Source organism: Patiriisocius sp. 208BN25-11 (genome assembly GCF_058147145.1).
Genome location: NZ_JBYVJY010000006.1, coordinates 117,106 through 136,360, shown reverse-complemented (window position 1 = coordinate 136,360; position 19,255 = coordinate 117,106). Strand labels below are relative to the sequence as shown.

The following is a 19,255-nucleotide window of genomic DNA, read 5'->3' as shown; positions in this document are numbered from 1 at the left end:
AATTACAATCCAGGACAGAATAGTAGTGTAAGCTATTGTTTTTATGTGTAATAACTGTATTTTTATTTATTAGAACAAATTAAATAAACTAGAATTGTAAATAACTACCGCCATGAAAAAGTCAATAATATTTTCATTCATAACAACCGTTACTCTCTTTTTAGTTTTTCTACTCGGAAATTTTAACACTCCAGAAGAAGCAAGTATAACTCAAGAACAAGAAGTAAATACTTCTAAAGTAGCCAAAGAAGAAACCGACCAACTTATTAAAAAGGCATTCCTATCTCGAGTAGGACCGCACATACAAAACTCTATCAAGGAATCTATAGCTGCCCTAAAAAGTAATCCTGATGAATTCTTCGAGTTGCCAGCTTCTTGTTTTGCGCCGGGTACTGATCAAGCGGTGATAGATGATTTTTATAAGAATAGAGAAAAAATAATTAATAGTTTAGCACCTAATATTGGGTCTAGATTTAACTTAGGAGGAAGATGGGGAACTACAGCTACAGATGGCGGAGGTTTAGGTCAAGGTGATGTTACTACACTAACATGGAGTTATGTTCCAGATGGGACTGTCTTTGCAAATGGATGTGGTGTTTCAGGGGAATCTACGGGTCCAAGTGATTTTATAGCCTTTTTTAATGGTGTGTTTGGAGGCCCTACTACACCTGGAGATTTTACAACTGCTCCATGGCATAACAATTTAATGGTTCCAATGTTTAATTCATGGTCTGAAGCTAGTGGGCTTATTTTTGTTTATGAGCCAAATGATGATGGGATAGCAACAGCTTCTCAATTTAACAATGGTGTTTCAGGAACTAGAGGTGATATACGAATAGCTGGCCGTCCACTAGATGGAACTAATGGTGTGTTAGCGTGTAATTACTTCCCTAATATTGGGGATATGATTATTGATACTTCAGATAATTATTATGCCAATAATCCCACAACGGGTTCTCTTAATGTGTTAACACATGAAATTGGTCATGGGTTGGGTCTTTTTCATGTATGTCCAGTGAATTTAAGTAAGTTAATGGAGCCTTTTGTTACTACAGCTTTTGTAGGGCCTCAAGAAGATGATATATTAGCAACTAATAGACATTATGGAGATCCAGAAGGATCTAATGATACTTTCGCTACGGCTAGTTTTTTAGGGAATACGGCAAACCCTATTTCTTATAATAAGCTGCAACGAAGTATAGATGATAACTCAGATGTAGATTATTATTCTTTTACAGTAAGTGAAACAACAGTACTTACAGGAACACTTACGCCAACTGGGACCACCTATTTAGATGGTGTTCAGTTTTCAAATGGGTCATGTTCAACAGGGTCAAATTTTAATGCGTTAACAGTTTCAGATTTAATGGTCGAAGTGTTGGATACAGATGGGTCCACTGTTATAGCAACTGCAAATGCAAATGGCTTAGGTCAAGTAGAAAATTTAGTGGGTGTTGGGTTACCCCTAGCAGGTACCTACTTTATAAGAGTAAGACAGCAAAGTAATATTGATAATGTTCAAATGTATGATTTAAACATTTCGCTTGCTGCAGGAACTGTTCCAAATAACGATGTGTCTATTACTACAATAATAGAGCCTGCTGCCATTGAAGTAGGACTAACCAATGCAGAGCAATTATTAATAACTCTTGCAAATTTTGGGACATCTTCGCAATCTAACATACCCTATGAAGTATCTATCGATGGCGTTGTAGTTGCAAATGAGGTCTATGCCCCTACATTAAATGGTGGAGCTTCTGTAAACGTTACAGTTCCTACAACGGTTGATTTATCTGATCTTGGTACCTATAACATCTGTGTGTCAACCCAGTTGGTAGGAGATGAAAACATGGCGAATGATGAGTCCTGTAAAATCGTAGAAAATACAATTTGTATTCCTACTACAATAAATGGATGTGGTGTAGATGGCATTAAACAGTTTGTATTAGGTACTATTAATACAGATGATGGTGCTTCGGGTTGCAATACAGATCCAGGAGCTCCTCAAGGATATGCAGATAGAACCGCTTTGGTTACTGATTTGGATAGAAGTGCAGGTAACAATGTGTATACACTTCAAGCTTCTACACGATGGAATGATGAGCGTATCAAAGTTTGGATTGACTTTAACGAAAATAATGACTTTACCGATCCAGGAGAAGAAGTCTTGAACCAAGTGTTTACAATTACAGATGGTACCTTAGAAAACTTTAGCATTACCATACCAACGGGGACAACATTAGGAACTAAATTATTAAGAGCAAGAGCATTTGATGCATCTGCAGATCCAATTACCACTGGACCTTGTGATGATATTACATGGGGAGAAACTCAAGATTATACGGTGAATATTATCGATACTACCGCTTGTCCTGGTGCTATGATTACCTGGAATGGTACAGCATGGGTTGGTGGTGTTGCTCCTGGAGTTACAGATACAGCCGTAATTAATGGTGCTTTCGATACGGGTTCAGATGGAAACATCGATGCTTGTCAACTTATCGTCAATGCAAGTCAAATGGTAACTGTTGCTGCAAATACATACATACGAACACAAAGTGATATCACAGTTAATGGAAGCCTTGTAGTTGCGCATCAAGGAAGTTTGGTGCAAGTAGATGATGCTGCTACAGTAACGAATAACGGAACTATCGAAGTACAAGTTACCACTCCAAACTTAAATCCTAGAGATTTTATGGTAATTGGTAGTCCAATGACAATAGAGGTTCGTGAAGATTTAGCTGGCTTTAGAATGCTAGAACACAATACGAGCAATTTTAATCCAAACCCTGCTATTCAAACATTGTTTCCAGATGGAACTAATTTCGTAGATGATAACATTGCAGGTCAAGCTGGATTTGATTGGAGTTTCAATTCGGGCGTTTTAAACCCAGGTGAAGGATACTACTATATTCCTGGTCCAAACCTACAAACAGGAGGGAGCTATGACCTAGCTTTTAATACAGGAACGCTAAACAATGGGGTTATAAATTACGCTACGACCTTTGGGGATAATCAAAATGATAGTCCTAATGTCCTTTCAAACCCATATCCTTCTGGAATAGATACTGCTTTGTTTATCAATGGTAATAGCGCAGTGAATGAAGTGTATTTCTGGAATCATGATACGAATCCTGGAGCTACATATCCAGGTTCAGATGATTCATATTATAATATGGAGGATATTTCAGTATTCAATACCATGGGAGGAACTCAAACGGGACCTTCTGTGATTTCAACCGGACAAGGTTTTGGGGTGAAAGCAGTAAATGGTGATGCGATTGTATTTAACAATGCAATGAGAGTGCTAACTGGAAACACTACCCTAAGAAGTCCCGAAGCTAGTACTAACAAATTATGGTTAGAAGTAACCAATGAACCATACGATTTAAAAAGCAATATGTTGCTAGGGTTTACTCCTGAAGCTACTGCTGGATACGAAGCTGCATACGATAGCAAACGTCTAGCAGCAAGTGTGTCTTTATATTCTATGATTGAAGGTGAAGCACAAGGCTATGCTATTCAAGGAAGAGAGGCTTTTGAAAACACAATGACTATCCCACTAGGGTTTCAAACGTTGGTTGATGAGTTGGCAACGTATACCATTAAGCTAGCCGATCTTGAAGGTCTGGCTTGGGAAAGCAATGCCGTTTATCTTTTAGACAGACTTACAAATACGGCAACTAATTTAAATGAAAGTGGCTACACATTTACTGCAGCGCTTGGAAACCATACCGATCGTTTTGTGTTGCAATTCGAGAATGAATCTATTTTAAATACGTTCGATAATTTGGTGAATAGTATTAGTGTATATCCTAATCCTGCTGGTAACAGAGTATCTGTTTGGTCTCCAAATGCAAGTATTGAATATATTACGTTGATAGATATGCAAGGAAGAACCGTTGCTGTGTATGCAAACCTAGGAAAGAATATGGTGAATTTTGAAATGAACACCTATACAACAGGAACTTATTTTGTGAACATTCAAACTTCAAAAGGGCTCGTTATAAAGCGAATTGTAAAAAAATAACAAACAATATTTTTCATTAAAAAGTCTGCTAGGTATTCTTAGCAGACTTTTTTATGTAAAGATGTTCATGAACTTTTAATTTGATAAGTTCTAAAATAAGTCTTGCTACTTCTAGTTATCTATATAATGAAAAAAGGAATTGTACTTATTTTTTTACTTGTTTTGGTTGGCTTCTTTTGGTTCACAAAAAAGGGAGACACCATCAAGAATACTGCGCTCACTTATGTGCTACCTCCTAGTTATTTGAATCCAGCTGGTATGACTATCAAAGACAGGATAAAGGTGCCAGAAGGATATTTGCAAACAGATATAGAGGCATCTAGTTTTGAGGCTTATATTAGAACCTATTCCTTAAAAGATGCCAGTGCCTCGGTGATTAATTATGATGGTAAACCTTATGTATATCAGCAAGGGCATGTAGGGGTTTTAGAACTGCCAGTCCCTTCAAATGGTTTACAACAATGCGCAGATGCTTTAATGCGATTAAGAGCTGAATATCTCTGGGAGCAAGATCAAAAAGAGGCTATTGGTTTTAATTTTACCTCTGGTCATTATTGCTCGTGGAAAGAATATGCAAAGGGCTACAGACCCAAGATAAAAGGAAATAAAGTAAGCTTTCATAAAACAGCTGCTCAGGATGCTTCTAAAGCAAATTTTTACAAATACCTCAACCTCATCTATACCTATGCGGGGACACAATCATTATATGATGAACTACCAAAGGTAACGTCTATTTCTGACCTACATATTGGAGATATGATTATAAAACCAGGTAGTCCTGGTCATGTAGTCATGATTGCTAATATCGTTGAAAATGAACAAGGTGATCGTTTGTTTGCCTTGTTGCAGGGCAATACCCCCGCACAAAGTGTGCATTTGCTAAAGAACCCCAAAAACACCAGTATTTCTCCTTGGTTCGAATTAACACTAGGGGAAGAACTTCAAATACCTACCTACTATTTTGAGGAAGTGAAGTGTATGCGGTTTATTTAGTCTTTAGTCTTTGGTTTGTTGGAAGTAACAAAGGCTCAAAGTAACAAAGTAACAAAGTAACAAAGATTAAAAGTTCCAAAGTAGCAAAGTAGAATTTTCAAATCGACACATTTTCAAATCATTTTGCTGCCACTGAACACTACATACTTATTTTCCGTCATCCGTCAACTTTTCCTGAAACTTCGATTTCGATTTCGATTTCGATTTCAGAAGCCGTATTTTTGTATTCTAAAATTTCCGAAGAAAAAATGTCTCAAGAGCTTACCAAACAAGAATTACACAACCTCGCCATGAATATTGTGGGTGAAGATATGAAAGCACAGGGCTTTGAGTTTATGGGAGTGAATAGCAAGATAGGGAAGGACCCACAATTTGTAGGTTTAAAGAATAAAGACCTTCATTTTGTGATTGTTCGTGTGGTGCAGTATCCTCAAGATGCGAATGTATACGATCCAGTTTTTATGCAAACCATAAAAGAACATGCCAATAAATTTGAGGCAAAAACCTATTATGCAGGTGTTGGTCTTGGTCATGGATCAGATTATGGAAAACCTGTAATAAAAGGAGAAGAGTATACCATGGTATATAAAGGCTTACAAGAAATAGTATGAGAGCAGGAATTTATATTTTAATAGCATTTGTTTTTATTGGATGCAAAAACGAACCTTCATTTACCAAAAAAGTCTTACAAGGCAATGCTTTTGGAACCACCTATACCATTCAGTATTTTACAGACTCAAATTTTGATGCTCAAAAAGGAATTGATAGTGTATTATATGCCGTCAATAAATCGATGAGTACCTACATACCAGAAAGTGATATTTCTAAAATTAATAGCGGAGATACTACTGTGGTTGTTGATTCACTATTTAAAGAGGTGTGGCGAATTTCTGAAACGGTATATACCAACTCTAAGGGTTATTTTGATCCTACGGTAGGGAGCCTTCGAAATGCCTACGGTTTTGGCGACACCGATTATCTAGATGTAATTGATCAAGCGGTTTTAGATAGCGTGATGACCTTGGTAGGTTTCAAAAAAATACAGATTCAGGCAGATGGTACGTTGCATAAAGACCATCCCAATATATACATCGACTTTAATGCAGTGGCAAAAGGGTATGGTATTGATTGCCTAGGAAATATGCTAGCTCAAAACAACATTAAAAATTTTATCATAGAGCTTGGGGGCGAAGTGTTAGCCAAGGGGCAAAATCTTGCGAAAAATAAACCTTGGACTTCTGGGGTGGAAGCCATCATTTCGGATGTTTCAAATAGAGAAGCAGTGGCGTATTTTAGCCTTGTAGATAGAGGTTTAGCGGGTTCTGGGAATTATAGAAAATTTAGAATCGATGACCTCACAGGAAAAAAATATGTCCATACTATAAACCCTTTAACAGGCTTGGCAGAACAAAACAACGTAACAAGCGCTACTGTAATGGCACCTACCTGTGCATTGGCAGACGCCTATGCTACTGCTTGTATGGCGATGGGTATAAAGAATGCAAAAGAAATGCTCGTAACGCTAGATGAAGTAGATGCATATCTAACCTATGTGGATAGTCTTGGAGCTCCTCAAACCTATATCACCAAAGGATTCGAGAAAGCGCTGCTATAATAAGCTTATTTTTTACAGACAGGCAGTAATTCTCCTTTGGCCAATCGGTAGCGTTCTAGATCAGTTTCGTTGAGATTTTTTGAGTATTCTAGCGCTTCTACGTTAAAACCAATGCTTCGTAATTTGTCAAAATAATCCATTCCATAGATGCGTACATGATCATACTGCCCGAAAATTCGGGTACGTTCTTTTTGATCGGTAATGGTATCATCTTCAAAGGTAACAGCGCGCTCATTTTCTAAGGGGACTTGCAGAATTGCAGTTCCCCCTGGTGCCAATACACGGTAAAGTTCCTGCATGGCTTTGGTGTCGTCTGGGATATGCTCTAAGACGTGATTACAAATAATAAAATCATAACTCTCATCTTCAAAAGGTAGCTCACAAATATCGGCTTTTACATCGGCGATAGGGGAGTTGAGATCGGTTGTGGTGTAACGAATGTTTTTGAGGCGTTTAAATTTCCGAAGAAAGGCTTGCTCTGGTGCAAAGTGAAGTACGCGTAATGTATCTGTAAAAAAAGAAGTTTCATTTTTTAAATACAGCCAAAACAAACGATGTCTTTCTAAAGATAAGGTGCCCGGAGCCAATACATTTTCTCGAACGTTTGCATAACCATAGGGTAAAAATTTGCGGTACGATTTTCCATCAATGGGGTCTGTATACGTATTTCCTCTCAAGAAAAATGCAACCAGTGGTCGTATCAAGTAACTCAATCTAATAAGGAGTGTTCTTGGAAATAAGTTCAAGAAAAATTTAAAAAGTTTGCTCACAAAAAATGGGTCTTATTGCTAGAATGTATTGCAAATATAAGTCTTTGTAGGAGACGTTTTTTATCTGAAATGTTAGTTCTCAAAAAAAAGTCTCGCTGTTGTAGCGAGACTTTCTATTTTTTATTGCTTCATTCCGGGAGGATATGTTGCTAATATTTCAGAAACTATGAGACGAATTCTTTCTTCTCTTTTTTCTATATCATTGCCTGTATATAGAGAAGAACGTCCAACACCTTGCCATACCAACTCATTTGTTTTGGCGTCGATGAGGTCAATAAATAGGCTCCCTTCGGTGCTTCTAGCTACGGTGTTGTTATTGAAACCTGCGCCCCAGCCAGGTCCCCAGCCGCCACCCCAGCCCCAGCCGCCACCCCAGCCCCAGCCGCCGCCCCAACCAAAGTTGTTTTGGTAGACGTCTACACGCTGACTCTCCTTAGTGAAAATACTCACTAATAGATCTGGTGTTGCATTTTTGTTCATGCCTTTGGCAACAAGGTTCGCCTCAATAGCGCGAAGAATTCTTTTTTTGTCTAAGTCACTAATTTGTGCTTTGTCGATACCAGGTTTAAAAAAAGCAAAAGAATTGTAATTGTTGAAATTGGCATCTTTGTCATAGTCACTCACAACCCTAACAGTGCTGCAAGAAGTCAAAGCGAGAAGTGCAATGACGGGGAACATTTTTAGTAGTTTCATAGCGTTTTATTTTAAAAGTGAATCATCTACAAAATTTGGAAGCGTTACTTTAAGATTAGGATTACGTTCCATTTCTCTTTTAATAGCAAATACCGCTTCTTCATTTCTTGCCCAACTACGTCTTGCAATTCCGTTGTTTACATCCCAGAAAAGCATACTTTCTAGACGTCTTTGTGCGTCTTTACTACCATCAAGAACCATACCGAAGCCACCATTAATTACCTCACCCCATCCAACACCACCTCCGTTGTGAATGCTTACCCAGGTAGCACCTCTAAAACTATCACCAATGACATTATGTATGGCCATATCTGCTGTAAAGCGACTGCCATCATAGATGTTACTGGTTTCACGATAGGGGGAGTCGGTACCACTCACATCGTGGTGATCACGTCCTAAAATCACAGTTTCTATAACTCCTTCTTCAATGGCTTTGTTAAAGGCACTGGCAATTTTCATTCTTCCTTCGGCATCTGCATATAGAATTCTGGCTTGTGATCCAACCACCAATTTGTTTTCCTGAGCTCCTTTTATCCATTGAATGTTATCTGCCATTTGCTGTTGGATTTCTTCAGGAGATTCCTTCATGATTTCTTCAAGCACTTGACAAGCAATAGCATCCGTCTTGGCTAAATCTTCTGACTTTCCAGAAGCACATACCCATCTAAACGGACCGAAACCATAATCGAAACACATAGGTCCCATAATGTCCTGCACGTAACTTGGGTATTTGAAATCAATATTATTTTCTGCCATGATATCTGCTCCGGCTCTAGATGCTTCTAATAAAAAAGCATTTCCATAATCAAAGAAGTAGGTGCCTTTTGCAGTATGTTTGTTAATTGCTGCAGCATGACGTTTCAAGCTTTCGTGTACTTTTTCTTTAAATAGCGCTGGATTGTTTGCCATCATCTCATTGGCTTCTTTGTAGCTAAGTCCAACCGGGTAGTATCCTCCTGCCCAAGGGTTGTGTAGAGACGTTTGGTCACTTCCTAAGTCAATATGGATATTCTCTTTGTCGAAATGCTCCCAGACCTCTACAATGTTTCCATCCCAGGCAATAGATACCGTTTCTTTATTTGCTAGTGCTTGTTTTACACGACTAGCTAGAAGTCTTAGATCACTAATTACTTCATCTACCCATCCTTGACTATGTCTTGTGTGGGTTGCTTTTTGATTAACTTCTCCACAAACCGTAACACAACCTGCAATATTTCCTGCTTTGGGTTGCGCTCCGCTCATACCTCCTAATCCAGAGGTGACAAACAAGCCGCCTTTAGGCGATTTTTTAATTTTTCTGAAACCATTAAGAACGGTTATAGTTGTGCCATGAACAATTCCCTGCGGACCAATATACATATAACTTCCAGCGGTCATTTGTCCGTATTGTGTAACCCCTAAAGCGTTAAATTTTTCCCAGTCGTCTGGTTGCGAGTAATTAGGAATCATCATCCCGTTAGTAACCACTACGCGTGGAGCATCTTTATGTGAAGGGAACAAGCCAAGTGGGTGGCCAGAGTACATAACCAAGGTTTGTTCGTTAGTCATTTGCGCTAAATACTGCATCACTAATCGATACTGCGCCCAGTTTGAAAAGACGCCACCATTACCACCGTAAGTAATTAATTCATGTGGGTGTTGAGCCACTGCATGGTCTAGATTATTTTGTATCATGAGCATGATCGCTTTTGCTTGCGAAGAGGCTCCAGGGTATTCATCTATAGGTCTCGCATATATCTTGTAATTGGGTCTAAAGCGATACATGTAGATGCGACCATAGGTTTCTAATTCTTCCTTGAACTCAGGTAGGAGGGTAGCATGGTGTTTTGGGTTGAAGTAGCGTAGGGCATTTTTTAATGCCAATACCTCTTCTTCGGCACTTAATATTTTTTTTCTTTTTGGAGCGTGGTTGACTTCGGGGTCATAGGGTTTTATAACGGTTAATTCTTTTGGGATTCCAGCAAGTATTTCTTCTTTAAACGTCATTTTTGTTTTTTTTAATGTGTGTAGTTTTTTAAAATTTCAGTAAAAAACCAATCCTATGGGTACCGAATATCTGCTCTGTGATAGCTCCCTGCAATGACTACTTTGTATGTTTTAAAATACCTGTCCAAACTTAGTTATTTTGTGGTGTTTGTTTTTTTGTCAAATCCGTACGGACAATGACGGCATCCGCTTTCACAGCAATAGCCTCTTTTGAGGTGGTATTGTTCTGTAAAGCATTTGTAGCCTTCGGGAGTGAGGTAGTAATCACCTTCTTCTAGTTCTATTTTTTTCTTCGGAAATAACACACAACAAAAATACGTAAAGTTGTTTGTAATTGTGGCTTCATTTTTAGTTGGAATGAGATTTGCTATTTTAGTTGTGAATTCAACTAGTTTGAGAATTTAATTTTTCATAAAACACTAATATTTTGATTTTTATTGTCAATAAATATTTAATACATAAACAGTACAGAGGGATTACGCTGTGGCCTTTTATTGTGATGCGTGATGCACATTTAAAAAGGGATGCGGTGTTTGTGAATCATGAAAAAATACATCTGCGGCAGCAAAAAGAGTTATTGGTGTTGCCTTTTTATGTTTGGTATGTACTAGAGTTCTTACTAAAGCTTGTGTACTATAGTAACTGGAATAAGGCGTATATGAATCTTAGTTTTGAGCGTGAGGCATATGCAAAAGAAAAAGACCTTAGCTATCTAAAGTCAAGGTCTTTTTGGAATTTTATTAAGTATTTATAATTTATTTTTTTAGCGCTTTAATCTCGGCTTTTAATTCTTCAATCATAGCTTGTTGTTCCTTCATTGCCTCTACAAGAACAGGAATAACTGCAGTGTAATCTACTACATTTAATATTTCTTTTTCAGTTACTGTTCTGTTATCAGGTTGGGATACCATAACATTCTTTTCTTTTACTGCATGCGGCAATTCTTCTTTTACATTTTGAGCTATAAAACCATAATAGGTGTTATCATCCTTCAAAGGATTATTACTGAATTTAGCGAAATCATATTTAAAAGAGACACCTTCAAGATTCATGATTTTTTCCAAGGATCCCTCGATGCTGTTTACATCTTTTTTTATTCGTGCGTCAGAAACATTATAAACTCCACCTTGGTATGCGAGACCTCCATAAAAGGCACCTCCAAAACCAAGATCAGATCCTATTATGGTTGGATCCATAGGATCTGTCCAAGGACAAAATCCTGAAACTCCATATGCATCTGAGTTTGTCACTGAGAGACCTCTTACAGCAATGCCAGGACCAGCTGTTGCTCCTTCAATGGCTGCATAAGGGTTTGTAGCATCTTCTATAACCCCATTAATACCTCCACCAAAATCACCTTGGTTCCAACCAGCAATAGCGTATTGAATACCTGTGGTTCCTGTTCCATCATTAATAGCGTTAGCGTAAGAGTTAAAAGGATCTATGTATGCTGCAATATGATGGGCATTATTTCTAATAAATACTTGATCTTCTGCGCCATTCACAAAAATCATGTTTTCTTGGTCATCAGATTCTACTCTAAAGTCAATAGCTCCGCTATTTTCATTAAAAACTGTTTTGTTAGCTCCTAGCGTTAATGTGTGTCTTGAGCCAATTTCATTTCGGTTGTCTTCTGCTTCATCCCATACGTAAAAATCAATAGCATTATCATCATTTGAGCCGTCATCATGTCTAGTTTTTACACTATGTCTTAGGTCTTTTGTATTTGAAGTATCCCCAAAAGAAAATAGAATTTGACTTCTTGAATCTCCTGCAGCTTCATTCCCATTGTTTAAATTGAAATCTTGGTCTTGGTTATCGAAGTTCAAATCAAAGTTGTCAAAACTTAAGGTTCTATCTCCTTTTAGTACATCATCATTAGTATAGATGTTTTTGATGTTGTGTAAGGGTAACCAAACGGTGCCATCCCAATAATGAAATCCTTCACCCGTTGTGGTATTTGTATTGTAGATTAATAGTCCTTCGGCAGCTGATAATTCGGCTGCGGTTGTTACTTCTGTAATAGGAGCAATGGTTGAAAGATCTGTAACATCTAATCTTGGTATCATAATCCCTTTTTCGGCACTATTGATGTCTAAAATAGATCCTTTTGTAGGAGATGCAGTGTTAATTCCAACTTGAGCGTTTACATTTTGTAATGAAAAGAATAATGCACAAGCAGAAATAATGAAAGTTTTGTTGGGGCTAAATTTCATATTAAAATTTTGTAAGTTATTTCTAGGCAATTATAATAAAGCTTTCGCTTAAAAACAATAATAATCGATTAAAAACGTATTTTGTTAATAACTAATCTTAAAAAAATAAAAAATCCTTAGAGAGTTCTAAGGACTTTTTATAATGGGTATTTTATGCTTGATTATATAACTATCTCTTAATCAATTTTTTAGTAACTACACCATCTGTAGTTTCGATAGTTGCGTAGTAAATAGCAGTTTCAAGAGAAGAAATATCTATAACATACTGATTATCTTCTTTGCTAATAACATTTACAATTCTTCTTCCTCTCAAGTCAAATATTTCAACATTGTTAATATCTGTTCTTGGCGATGAGATGGTTATAAGACTAGATGATGGATTTGGAAATATTTTAATACTATCGAATACTGAATCTGAAGTACCAAAAGTTTCTCCTTCAAAAAGGATTGTAAATCTATTGTTTTGTACCCCAGCACCTGCTTTAAATGTATAGTTGGTTTCTGATAGGTTTGTTAAAATATTTAATTCGGTATCGAATAAAAAGATGGTGCTTCCTTCGATGTTTGGTCCTGCAAGGTCATGTATTGCAATCGTATACTCATGATCATCAATTGCCACTGCAGTCTCAAAGCCCATAGGAATAGTTATAGTGTTATTAAATAACTCTCTTCCTTGAATTCCTAATTGTTGTGTTCCGTCTTCAAGGTGTGTGTACAATGATACCACGGTGCTTAGCTTGTCTGAATCGTATCCTCTATCGTAGATAGCACTTGCTTCTTCTAGAAATCCTATTCCTGTAGTGCTTCCTAAATCAAATTCACTTTCACTTACTTGAATCCACAATAGGTCTCTATTTTCTGGGTTTCTTAAGGTGGTGTTTCCTGTTGTTAAACGCATTGCATTTGTAAAGGTTACATCTCCCCCTGGGCTGTTTGCTTTTATAGCAAAACCTTGTCCTGTAGAAATTACATTTGTAGGGGTGGCGCCACCACTCGCCGAAGGAGTTCCCATAGTACCATTAAATAAAGACACATCTTCCATACTGAAATTTGCGTTTGAGGGTCCAGGGATAGTTGTATTGGGTGTAATTCTGTGTTCCCAGAAATATACCTCACTAACCACTGCATTTTCATTGATAAACTGAGTGGCATCTATTGCAGAAGCATAAGGATTTGCTAACACATTCGGACTGTCATTTTTGTCGTCTCCGTACATTGCGTTGTAGACTACATTTCCAGTATTAAGTGTTCCTTCTGTGTAGTTATAATTATAGGTTCCATCATCTACTAAAGAAGGCATAATAAAGTATCCTTCTCCTGGATTTAATGTTCCAGTATGCGTGGCCCAATTGTTTTGATCGGCATCTAAAAAGTTTACACCATTTAAAGGTTCTGCAGTATATGGTTCAAACTCAGATGTAAGGTGTTTTAACACACGTGACGCACCATTAAAAACGGTATTTGTCTCTGCGCTTACTGGGCTGCCTAAAAACATAAAGTCACGAGCTGTAAGTGCAGGAGTTGTAAGTGCTACATCAATATTTGCACTAGCACCTCTAATAAATTGTGCATCTGCATCTTGTTGTACTACACTACCTGTATGTGCTACATTTAATGTTCCATTTACAGTAATGTCTTTTTGAATGTTGATGTAGTCTCCTGCATTTACAGTAAGACTTTTAGTGTTGTTTACTTGACAGGTACAAGCATCGATGCTTCCGCTAGCTGTAGTATAATTTTCAGTTATTCTTGCATACGATCCAGGTCCTGGAGTACCATCATCCCAGAGGGTTCCATTCCATTTAGTTTCATTTGGCTCAATGGTGATGGTTCCTGTAATGCTATCTTCAAAACCATAATCGTCTTTAACAACAATGGTTACTGTTTGTGTTCCTATGTCGTCACACGTAAATGTAAGTTGGTTTGTACCATTAACGGTAGTAGAAACAATACCTATATTATCTGTAGATGTGCTTATTTGATCTGCAGTTAGGGTAAGAGTTCCTGAATTAGGTAATGTAAATGGGTTAGATTCTATACCCGCAACTGGTGGTGTGTTGTCGTAATTTGGATCTTTTACCAAAAATAACCCACCATCGGTATTGCTACTAAGTGAGCCAAATCCAGAGGTAATTAAAATACCACTTTCTAAATAGGGATATACATTCCAGACTCCTTCTGTACCAGTGCTACTTGTTGTAGGCATAGTGTCGTAGTAGTTTACCTCTACCATAGAAGGGGTGCTTTCATACAGTCCGTCAATCTTAAATACCTTAGCACCTTCTTTGTAGTTAGCTAAATAATATCTATTTCCACGAACATAACCATTGTGGTCTGTAGCCCCAGTAGTACCTGTATGAGTATAATGTAATGTAGGGTTGTCTAGATCTTGAAAATCAAAAACAAATGTTCTTGTATTTCCGGTAACATTTTCGTCAAGTTCGTCACCTAGGATAAAAAAGCGTTTGTCTTCTGTAAACCATCCTTGGTGTGTATATCTTGCCGTAGAGTAGGTGAAAGAAGAAATTTGTGAAACAGAACTTTTGTTAGTAACATCTAAAATTTTTACATCCCTATCATCACTAAAACTCCCAATTAATATCTGTTTTCCTTGATGATCTGGGTCAGGTCCATCATAGGTAACTATTTGCGCATCATGGCAATATCCAAAAGAAGAAGATATGTTTCCAGCAACCGTAGGATTTGTAGGGTTAGAAATATCTAAAATTCTTGGGGCTCCGCCATTTCTGTTTGAACCTAGTATGTATAAAAAGTCATTGTCCTCATCAATAATAATGTTGTGCGCATAGGAAATTCCACTATAATGACCATCTCCATTTTTATTAAAAGTTCTGGTAGTAGTAGCTCCAAGACTTCTAAGTCTTGTTAGATCAAAGATTTGTATACCATGAGAGCCGTTTCCATCACTTACGATATAGGCGTGATTGTTATTTACTTTTACATCTCTCCAAAATCCAGATCCTGTAAAAGAAGGCATTCTTCCTAGGTATTCTGCATTGGTTCCTTCATTTACTCTAATAAAGGCAGTACCGTTATCGCAACCAACGATTGCGTATTCTTCTCCATCAACTGGATCTGTCCAACCCCAAGAGTCTTGGCCCTCAATAGCGCCCATTTGCGCTACGGTAATATGTTTTAATAATGTAAGTTGGGATGAAGGTCCTCTGTTAGTAGTTTCGGTTGTTGTTGGTTCCAATTGAGCAAAGCCAATAGAAGCAGTAAATAGTAGAGTAAGTAGGAATATTTTTTTCATTGTTGGTTTTTTTGCGGGGTGGTAATTAATACTTATTTTTTTTAGTTGTTATTTTTTAATTTTCCTCAAGATAGGTGAATTCTACTACACACGGAATTGAAATTCCAACATAGGCACGTCCATCTCCAGAGTTTCCATCATCTTCAAAATTATCAGAGACAAAAACATCTACTTGAAGACTAAAATCATAGGTGTTACCTGCTATTAAATCATGATAGAGAATTAAAGATGAATCATGTCTAAATTGCTCCATGTAGTGATCTGGATCAGGTAAATCGTCATTGTAAATAGAGTATGCATGGGTGTAAATTTCATGGTCAGTACCATCGAATGTAAATTTAAAAAAACCTTCTTGCGTAGCCATTCTAATGTCTCCATCATCTGGGGTGAGTATTTTTCCAGCTCCAAAATTAAAGTTGGCTTTCACTCTGTAGGTTCCTGTATATTTTGCCGTAAAAGAGCTTCCTGTTCCTAAGCCAGGAATATCTACATAAGGATCGTCGGTTACGACTCTAAAGCCTAATGATGATTGAGTGAACGTAACAGCATCTTCTAATAAATATTGAGGTTTCCAAAAGGCACCATCCCAAGCATAAATACCAGGATAGACATCAAAGGAACCAGTAGAAGTACTGTTGGTGTTAAAAATAACCGTACCAGCTGCCAAGCTTCCTCCTTGTGGGTTCATAACAGGTGCAGCAACATTTGCTGCTGTTAATGCTGCTTTTGGAAATACAATACCAGCTAAGTTACTGTTTTGTACATCTAGTATTCCTTGGGGCTTGTCTGTAGCAATACCAATTTGTGCCGAATGCTTCTGTGTTCCTAAAACAAGAAGCAATGCAGTGATTACTATTTTATAGAGTGTAATTTGTTTCATACCATTTATAGTTAAATTAGTATTGATTATTGGTTAAGGTAGGTAAATTCAATATGACAGGGTACTTGAGAACCTACGTGGCCTCTACCAGTACCAGCATTTCCTTGAGATCTAAATCCATCATTGTCTTGAGTACTTGTTTGATCAAACGCAAGGCTTAGGGAATAGGTGTTTCCGGCAATAAGCGTAACATATTCTACCATTACTGTCTCAACCCAAACGTCTTTGTAATGTGTACCTCCATTAACATCTGGATGGTAACTGGAAATAGCAGATGTGTCGGTAAAATAATCTGTACCATCAAAAGTCAATCTCCAAGTGCCAGTTCCCATGATGGCATGGATTCCTTCATTTGATTTTACCTCTCCGGCACCATAATACCCTTTTGCTTCAATTCTATAGGTTCCAGAATATACAGGCTCAAAGGTGTTGGCAGAGGCAACATCTAATCCTGGTACCTCTTGGTATCCTGCGTTTGAAGAAGTTCTTAATTCAGTGGTTTGTACATATTCCATGGTCTCTCTTTTGTAAAAGTGAGTCACCCATGAGTCACCATCCCATGCATAGATACCTGGCTCTACATCAAAAGCGCCAGTTCCTGTTCTCGCTGTATTAAAGATGGTAGTACCAACGGCCAAAACACCACCTTGTGGATTTACCACTGGGGCTTGAACTTGAGTAGAGGTTAATTCTACAGTAGGGTATACAAATCCTTGTGTACTACTATTTAGATCTAATATACCTTCGGGTGTTGATGTGCCAATACCTACTTGTGCAAATGAAATGCTACCAAGTAGTAAACAAGCTATAAGATTTTGTGTAATAGTGTTTCTCATAATAATAGTATTAGTCAGTTAGGTATGTAATTTCTACAGAGCAAGGAATGTCAAATCCTATATACCCAGTTCCTTGACTGTAAAATCCTATCCAAGGATCGTTGTCACCTCCATTTACAAACTCTGGTGAATCAAACTGATCAAAGCTAAGGTTAAAGTTGTAAGATTGACCTTTAATACAATCTTTATAAATTACAACTGAGTATTGTTCCCATATTAAATAGTAGTTAGTACTACCTTGAACAGAATACGCTTTTGTTTCTAATTCTTGAGTATCCCCATCAAATTCGAACCTAAAGTTTCCATCTTGTACCGCCATGTCGGTTATGGCAGAATCTCCATCCAAATCTTCTAAAATACCTCCACCATAATTTACACTCAACTCTATTTTATACGTTCCAGTAAATTCGGCTGTAAATGATTGTGCAGTAAGTCCAGGTATGTTTTCATAACCAGAACTCGACTGAGGCCTTAAATAAGTAGATTGTGTGAAAAATTCTGATTGTTTTTTTGTAAACTTGTTAAACCAAGAAGAACCTGTCCAAACATAGATGCCAGGTACAATATCATTTGTTCCTGTATTAGTAGTACTTGTATTATATACTACCGTTCCAACAGCCAATGTGCCTCCTTGAGGATTTACAACAGGTGCTTGAGAGTTTGATGCAGTTAAAGCAATACGCGGTAAAACAATACCATAGGTATCACTGTTAATGTCTAAAATGCCCTCTGGAGTAGTTGTGTTAATTCCTACTTGGGCAGTACCGATAAAAGTATGCAATAGTATTGTTAAAAAGCATAATTTTAATGTTGTGTATTTTTGTTGCATATGTAGGTTATTTTTTGTTTGGGAATATAATAGTATGTATAACAACGATTAAAAACAAAAATTATCGATGAAACGCATTAAACTTTAACATATTTTTTCGGATTAACAGTGGTTTTCGACGATTAACCGTTTATTATCGACGTTAAATTCAGGCTAATCAGTTTTTTGGCTAGTATATAATTAGTATGTTTAAGAGTGCATTTATGATGATTTTGAATCCAATAATTTCTTTTCATAAATGAATCAAAAAATTAAAATATCTTCATTCGCAGGGAGTTATGTTTTAGATCTAAAAAGAGAAGACCTTATACACCCTATTATTTCGGGAAATAAGTTTAGGAAGCTTACCTATACCTTAGCGTATATAAATAGTATATCCCAAAACTGCATGTTAACCTTTGGAGGAGCATTTTCAAATCATATTGCTGCTGTTGCTGCCGCAGGAAAATTACATGGTCTTAAATCCATTGGAGTAATTAGAGGTGAGGAGTTGGTAAAAGTGTATCGTAATAACGCAACATTAGCATATGCAGAAGACCAAGGTATGAAGCTTGTGTTTGTTTCAAGAAAACAATATGCTCAAAAAGATACACCCGCATTTATAGCTTGGCTCCATGATACCTATGGAGCATTTTATGTCGTGCCAGAAGGTGGTACCAACGATTTTGCCATACAGGGTTGTTCTGAAATTTTAACAGCCGAAGATGCATCTTATGACTATGTATGTGTGAGTGTTGGAACTGGAGGTACATTGGCTGGAATTGTTTCTTCGCTTCAACCACATCAAAAAGCGATTGGTTTTTCTGCTTTAAAGGGAACTTTTCAAGAAGAGGTTGTAAAGAAATACAATGCTACTACAAACTTTGAAATAGTAGATGCTTATTGTTTTGGTGGCTATGCTAAAATAGATTCAGATTTAGTACGTTTTATTAATGACTTTAAAGCCATCCAAGGTATTGGCCTTGATCCAGTATATACAGGTAAAATGATGTATGGTATTTTTGATCTTATGAAAAAAGGATATTTCAGAAAAAATAGCCGTATTTTAGCAGTTCATACGGGCGGTATGCAAGGTATTGCTGGGATGAACCAAAAATTGAAGAAAAAGAACTTACCTCAAATTAATATTTAGT

At 37.2% G+C, this 19,255-nt stretch carries 15 protein-coding genes; 6 read left to right on the top strand and 9 right to left on the bottom strand.

The genetic code is table 11. The annotated features are described in order from the left end of the window. The first annotated feature begins 112 nt into the window (after positions 1 to 112). The 4 genes from ACY2RS_RS09275 (at position 113) to ACY2RS_RS09260 (ending at position 6,638) form a co-directional block, all read left to right on the top strand. Complete coding sequence (locus ACY2RS_RS09275) at positions 113 to 4,030, top strand: DUF8693 domain-containing protein (protein ID WP_490098365.1); 3,918 nt, start codon at positions 113 to 115, stop codon at positions 4,028 to 4,030. 126 nt (positions 4,031 to 4,156) lie between these two features. Beyond that, positions 4,157 to 5,023 (top strand): DUF4846 domain-containing protein, encoded by an 867-nt coding sequence (locus tag ACY2RS_RS09270; RefSeq protein WP_490098364.1) that lies wholly within the window; start codon positions 4,157 to 4,159, stop codon positions 5,021 to 5,023. 248 nt (positions 5,024 to 5,271) lie between these two features. After that, positions 5,272 to 5,634, top strand: a complete 363-nt coding sequence (locus ACY2RS_RS09265) for a DUF8840 domain-containing protein (protein WP_490098413.1) — start codon at positions 5,272 to 5,274, stop codon at positions 5,632 to 5,634. Beyond that, the gene (locus ACY2RS_RS09260; RefSeq protein WP_490098363.1) at positions 5,631 to 6,638 is read left to right on the top strand and encodes an FAD:protein FMN transferase; all 1,008 of its coding nucleotides are present in this window, start codon (positions 5,631 to 5,633) and stop codon (positions 6,636 to 6,638) included. Before ACY2RS_RS09265 ends, ACY2RS_RS09260 begins: the two co-directional genes overlap by 4 nt. Before the next feature lie 5 nt (positions 6,639 to 6,643). On the opposite strand, the gene ACY2RS_RS09255 is transcribed toward ACY2RS_RS09260, so the two are convergent. The 4 genes from ACY2RS_RS09255 to ACY2RS_RS09240 all read right to left on the bottom strand — a co-directional run bounded on the left by ACY2RS_RS09255 (position 6,644) and on the right by ACY2RS_RS09240 (position 10,392). Beyond that, entirely contained in the window at positions 6,644 to 7,408 is a 765-nt protein-coding gene (locus tag ACY2RS_RS09255) for a methyltransferase domain-containing protein (RefSeq protein ID WP_490098362.1), read from the bottom strand. 120 nt (positions 7,409 to 7,528) lie between these two features. Beyond that, the gene (locus ACY2RS_RS09250) at positions 7,529 to 8,101 is read right to left on the bottom strand and encodes a DUF4136 domain-containing protein (RefSeq protein ID WP_490098361.1); all 573 of its coding nucleotides are present in this window, start codon (positions 8,099 to 8,101) and stop codon (positions 7,529 to 7,531) included. A gap of 6 nt (positions 8,102 to 8,107) precedes the next feature. After that, a complete protein-coding gene (gene hutU / locus ACY2RS_RS09245; RefSeq protein WP_490098360.1) occupies positions 8,108 to 10,087 on the bottom strand; it encodes a urocanate hydratase in 1,980 nt (659 codons plus the stop codon). A gap of 134 nt (positions 10,088 to 10,221) precedes the next feature. After that, the gene (locus tag ACY2RS_RS09240) at positions 10,222 to 10,392 is read right to left on the bottom strand and encodes a C1orf53 family protein (protein ID WP_490098359.1); all 171 of its coding nucleotides are present in this window, start codon (positions 10,390 to 10,392) and stop codon (positions 10,222 to 10,224) included. A gap of 122 nt (positions 10,393 to 10,514) precedes the next feature. Between ACY2RS_RS09240 and ACY2RS_RS09235 the strand changes: the two genes are divergently transcribed. Beyond that, a complete protein-coding gene (locus ACY2RS_RS09235; RefSeq protein ID WP_490098358.1) occupies positions 10,515 to 10,841 on the top strand; it encodes a hypothetical protein in 327 nt (108 codons plus the stop codon). 1 nt (position 10,842) lies between these two features. Here the strand turns inward: ACY2RS_RS09235 and ACY2RS_RS09230 are convergent, their stop codons facing one another. From ACY2RS_RS09230 to ACY2RS_RS09210, 5 genes are all read right to left on the bottom strand, one after another. Next, positions 10,843 to 12,303, bottom strand: coding sequence for a tail fiber domain-containing protein (locus tag ACY2RS_RS09230; protein ID WP_490098357.1), 1,461 nt, complete (start codon positions 12,301 to 12,303; stop codon positions 10,843 to 10,845). A gap of 169 nt (positions 12,304 to 12,472) precedes the next feature. Next, positions 12,473 to 15,577, bottom strand: coding sequence for a choice-of-anchor B family protein (locus ACY2RS_RS09225; RefSeq protein ID WP_490098356.1), 3,105 nt, complete (start codon positions 15,575 to 15,577; stop codon positions 12,473 to 12,475). A 55-nt stretch (positions 15,578 to 15,632) separates the two neighbouring features. Continuing rightward, positions 15,633 to 16,457: a phage tail-like protein gene (locus ACY2RS_RS09220; RefSeq protein ID WP_490098355.1), complete on the bottom strand. Its 825-nt coding sequence runs from the start codon at positions 16,455 to 16,457 to the stop codon at positions 15,633 to 15,635. Positions 16,458 to 16,483: 26 nt separating this feature from the next. After that, entirely contained in the window at positions 16,484 to 17,293 is an 810-nt protein-coding gene (locus ACY2RS_RS09215) for a phage tail-like protein (RefSeq protein WP_490098354.1), read from the bottom strand. 10 nt (positions 17,294 to 17,303) lie between these two features. Next, positions 17,304 to 18,122: a phage tail-like protein gene (locus tag ACY2RS_RS09210; protein ID WP_490098353.1), complete on the bottom strand. Its 819-nt coding sequence runs from the start codon at positions 18,120 to 18,122 to the stop codon at positions 17,304 to 17,306. Positions 18,123 to 18,360: 238 nt separating this feature from the next. On the opposite strand from ACY2RS_RS09210, the gene ACY2RS_RS09205 reads away from it, so the two are divergent. Beyond that, entirely contained in the window at positions 18,361 to 19,254 is an 894-nt protein-coding gene (locus ACY2RS_RS09205) for a 1-aminocyclopropane-1-carboxylate deaminase/D-cysteine desulfhydrase (protein ID WP_490098352.1), read from the top strand. The last annotated feature ends 1 nt before the right edge of the window (position 19,255 follow it).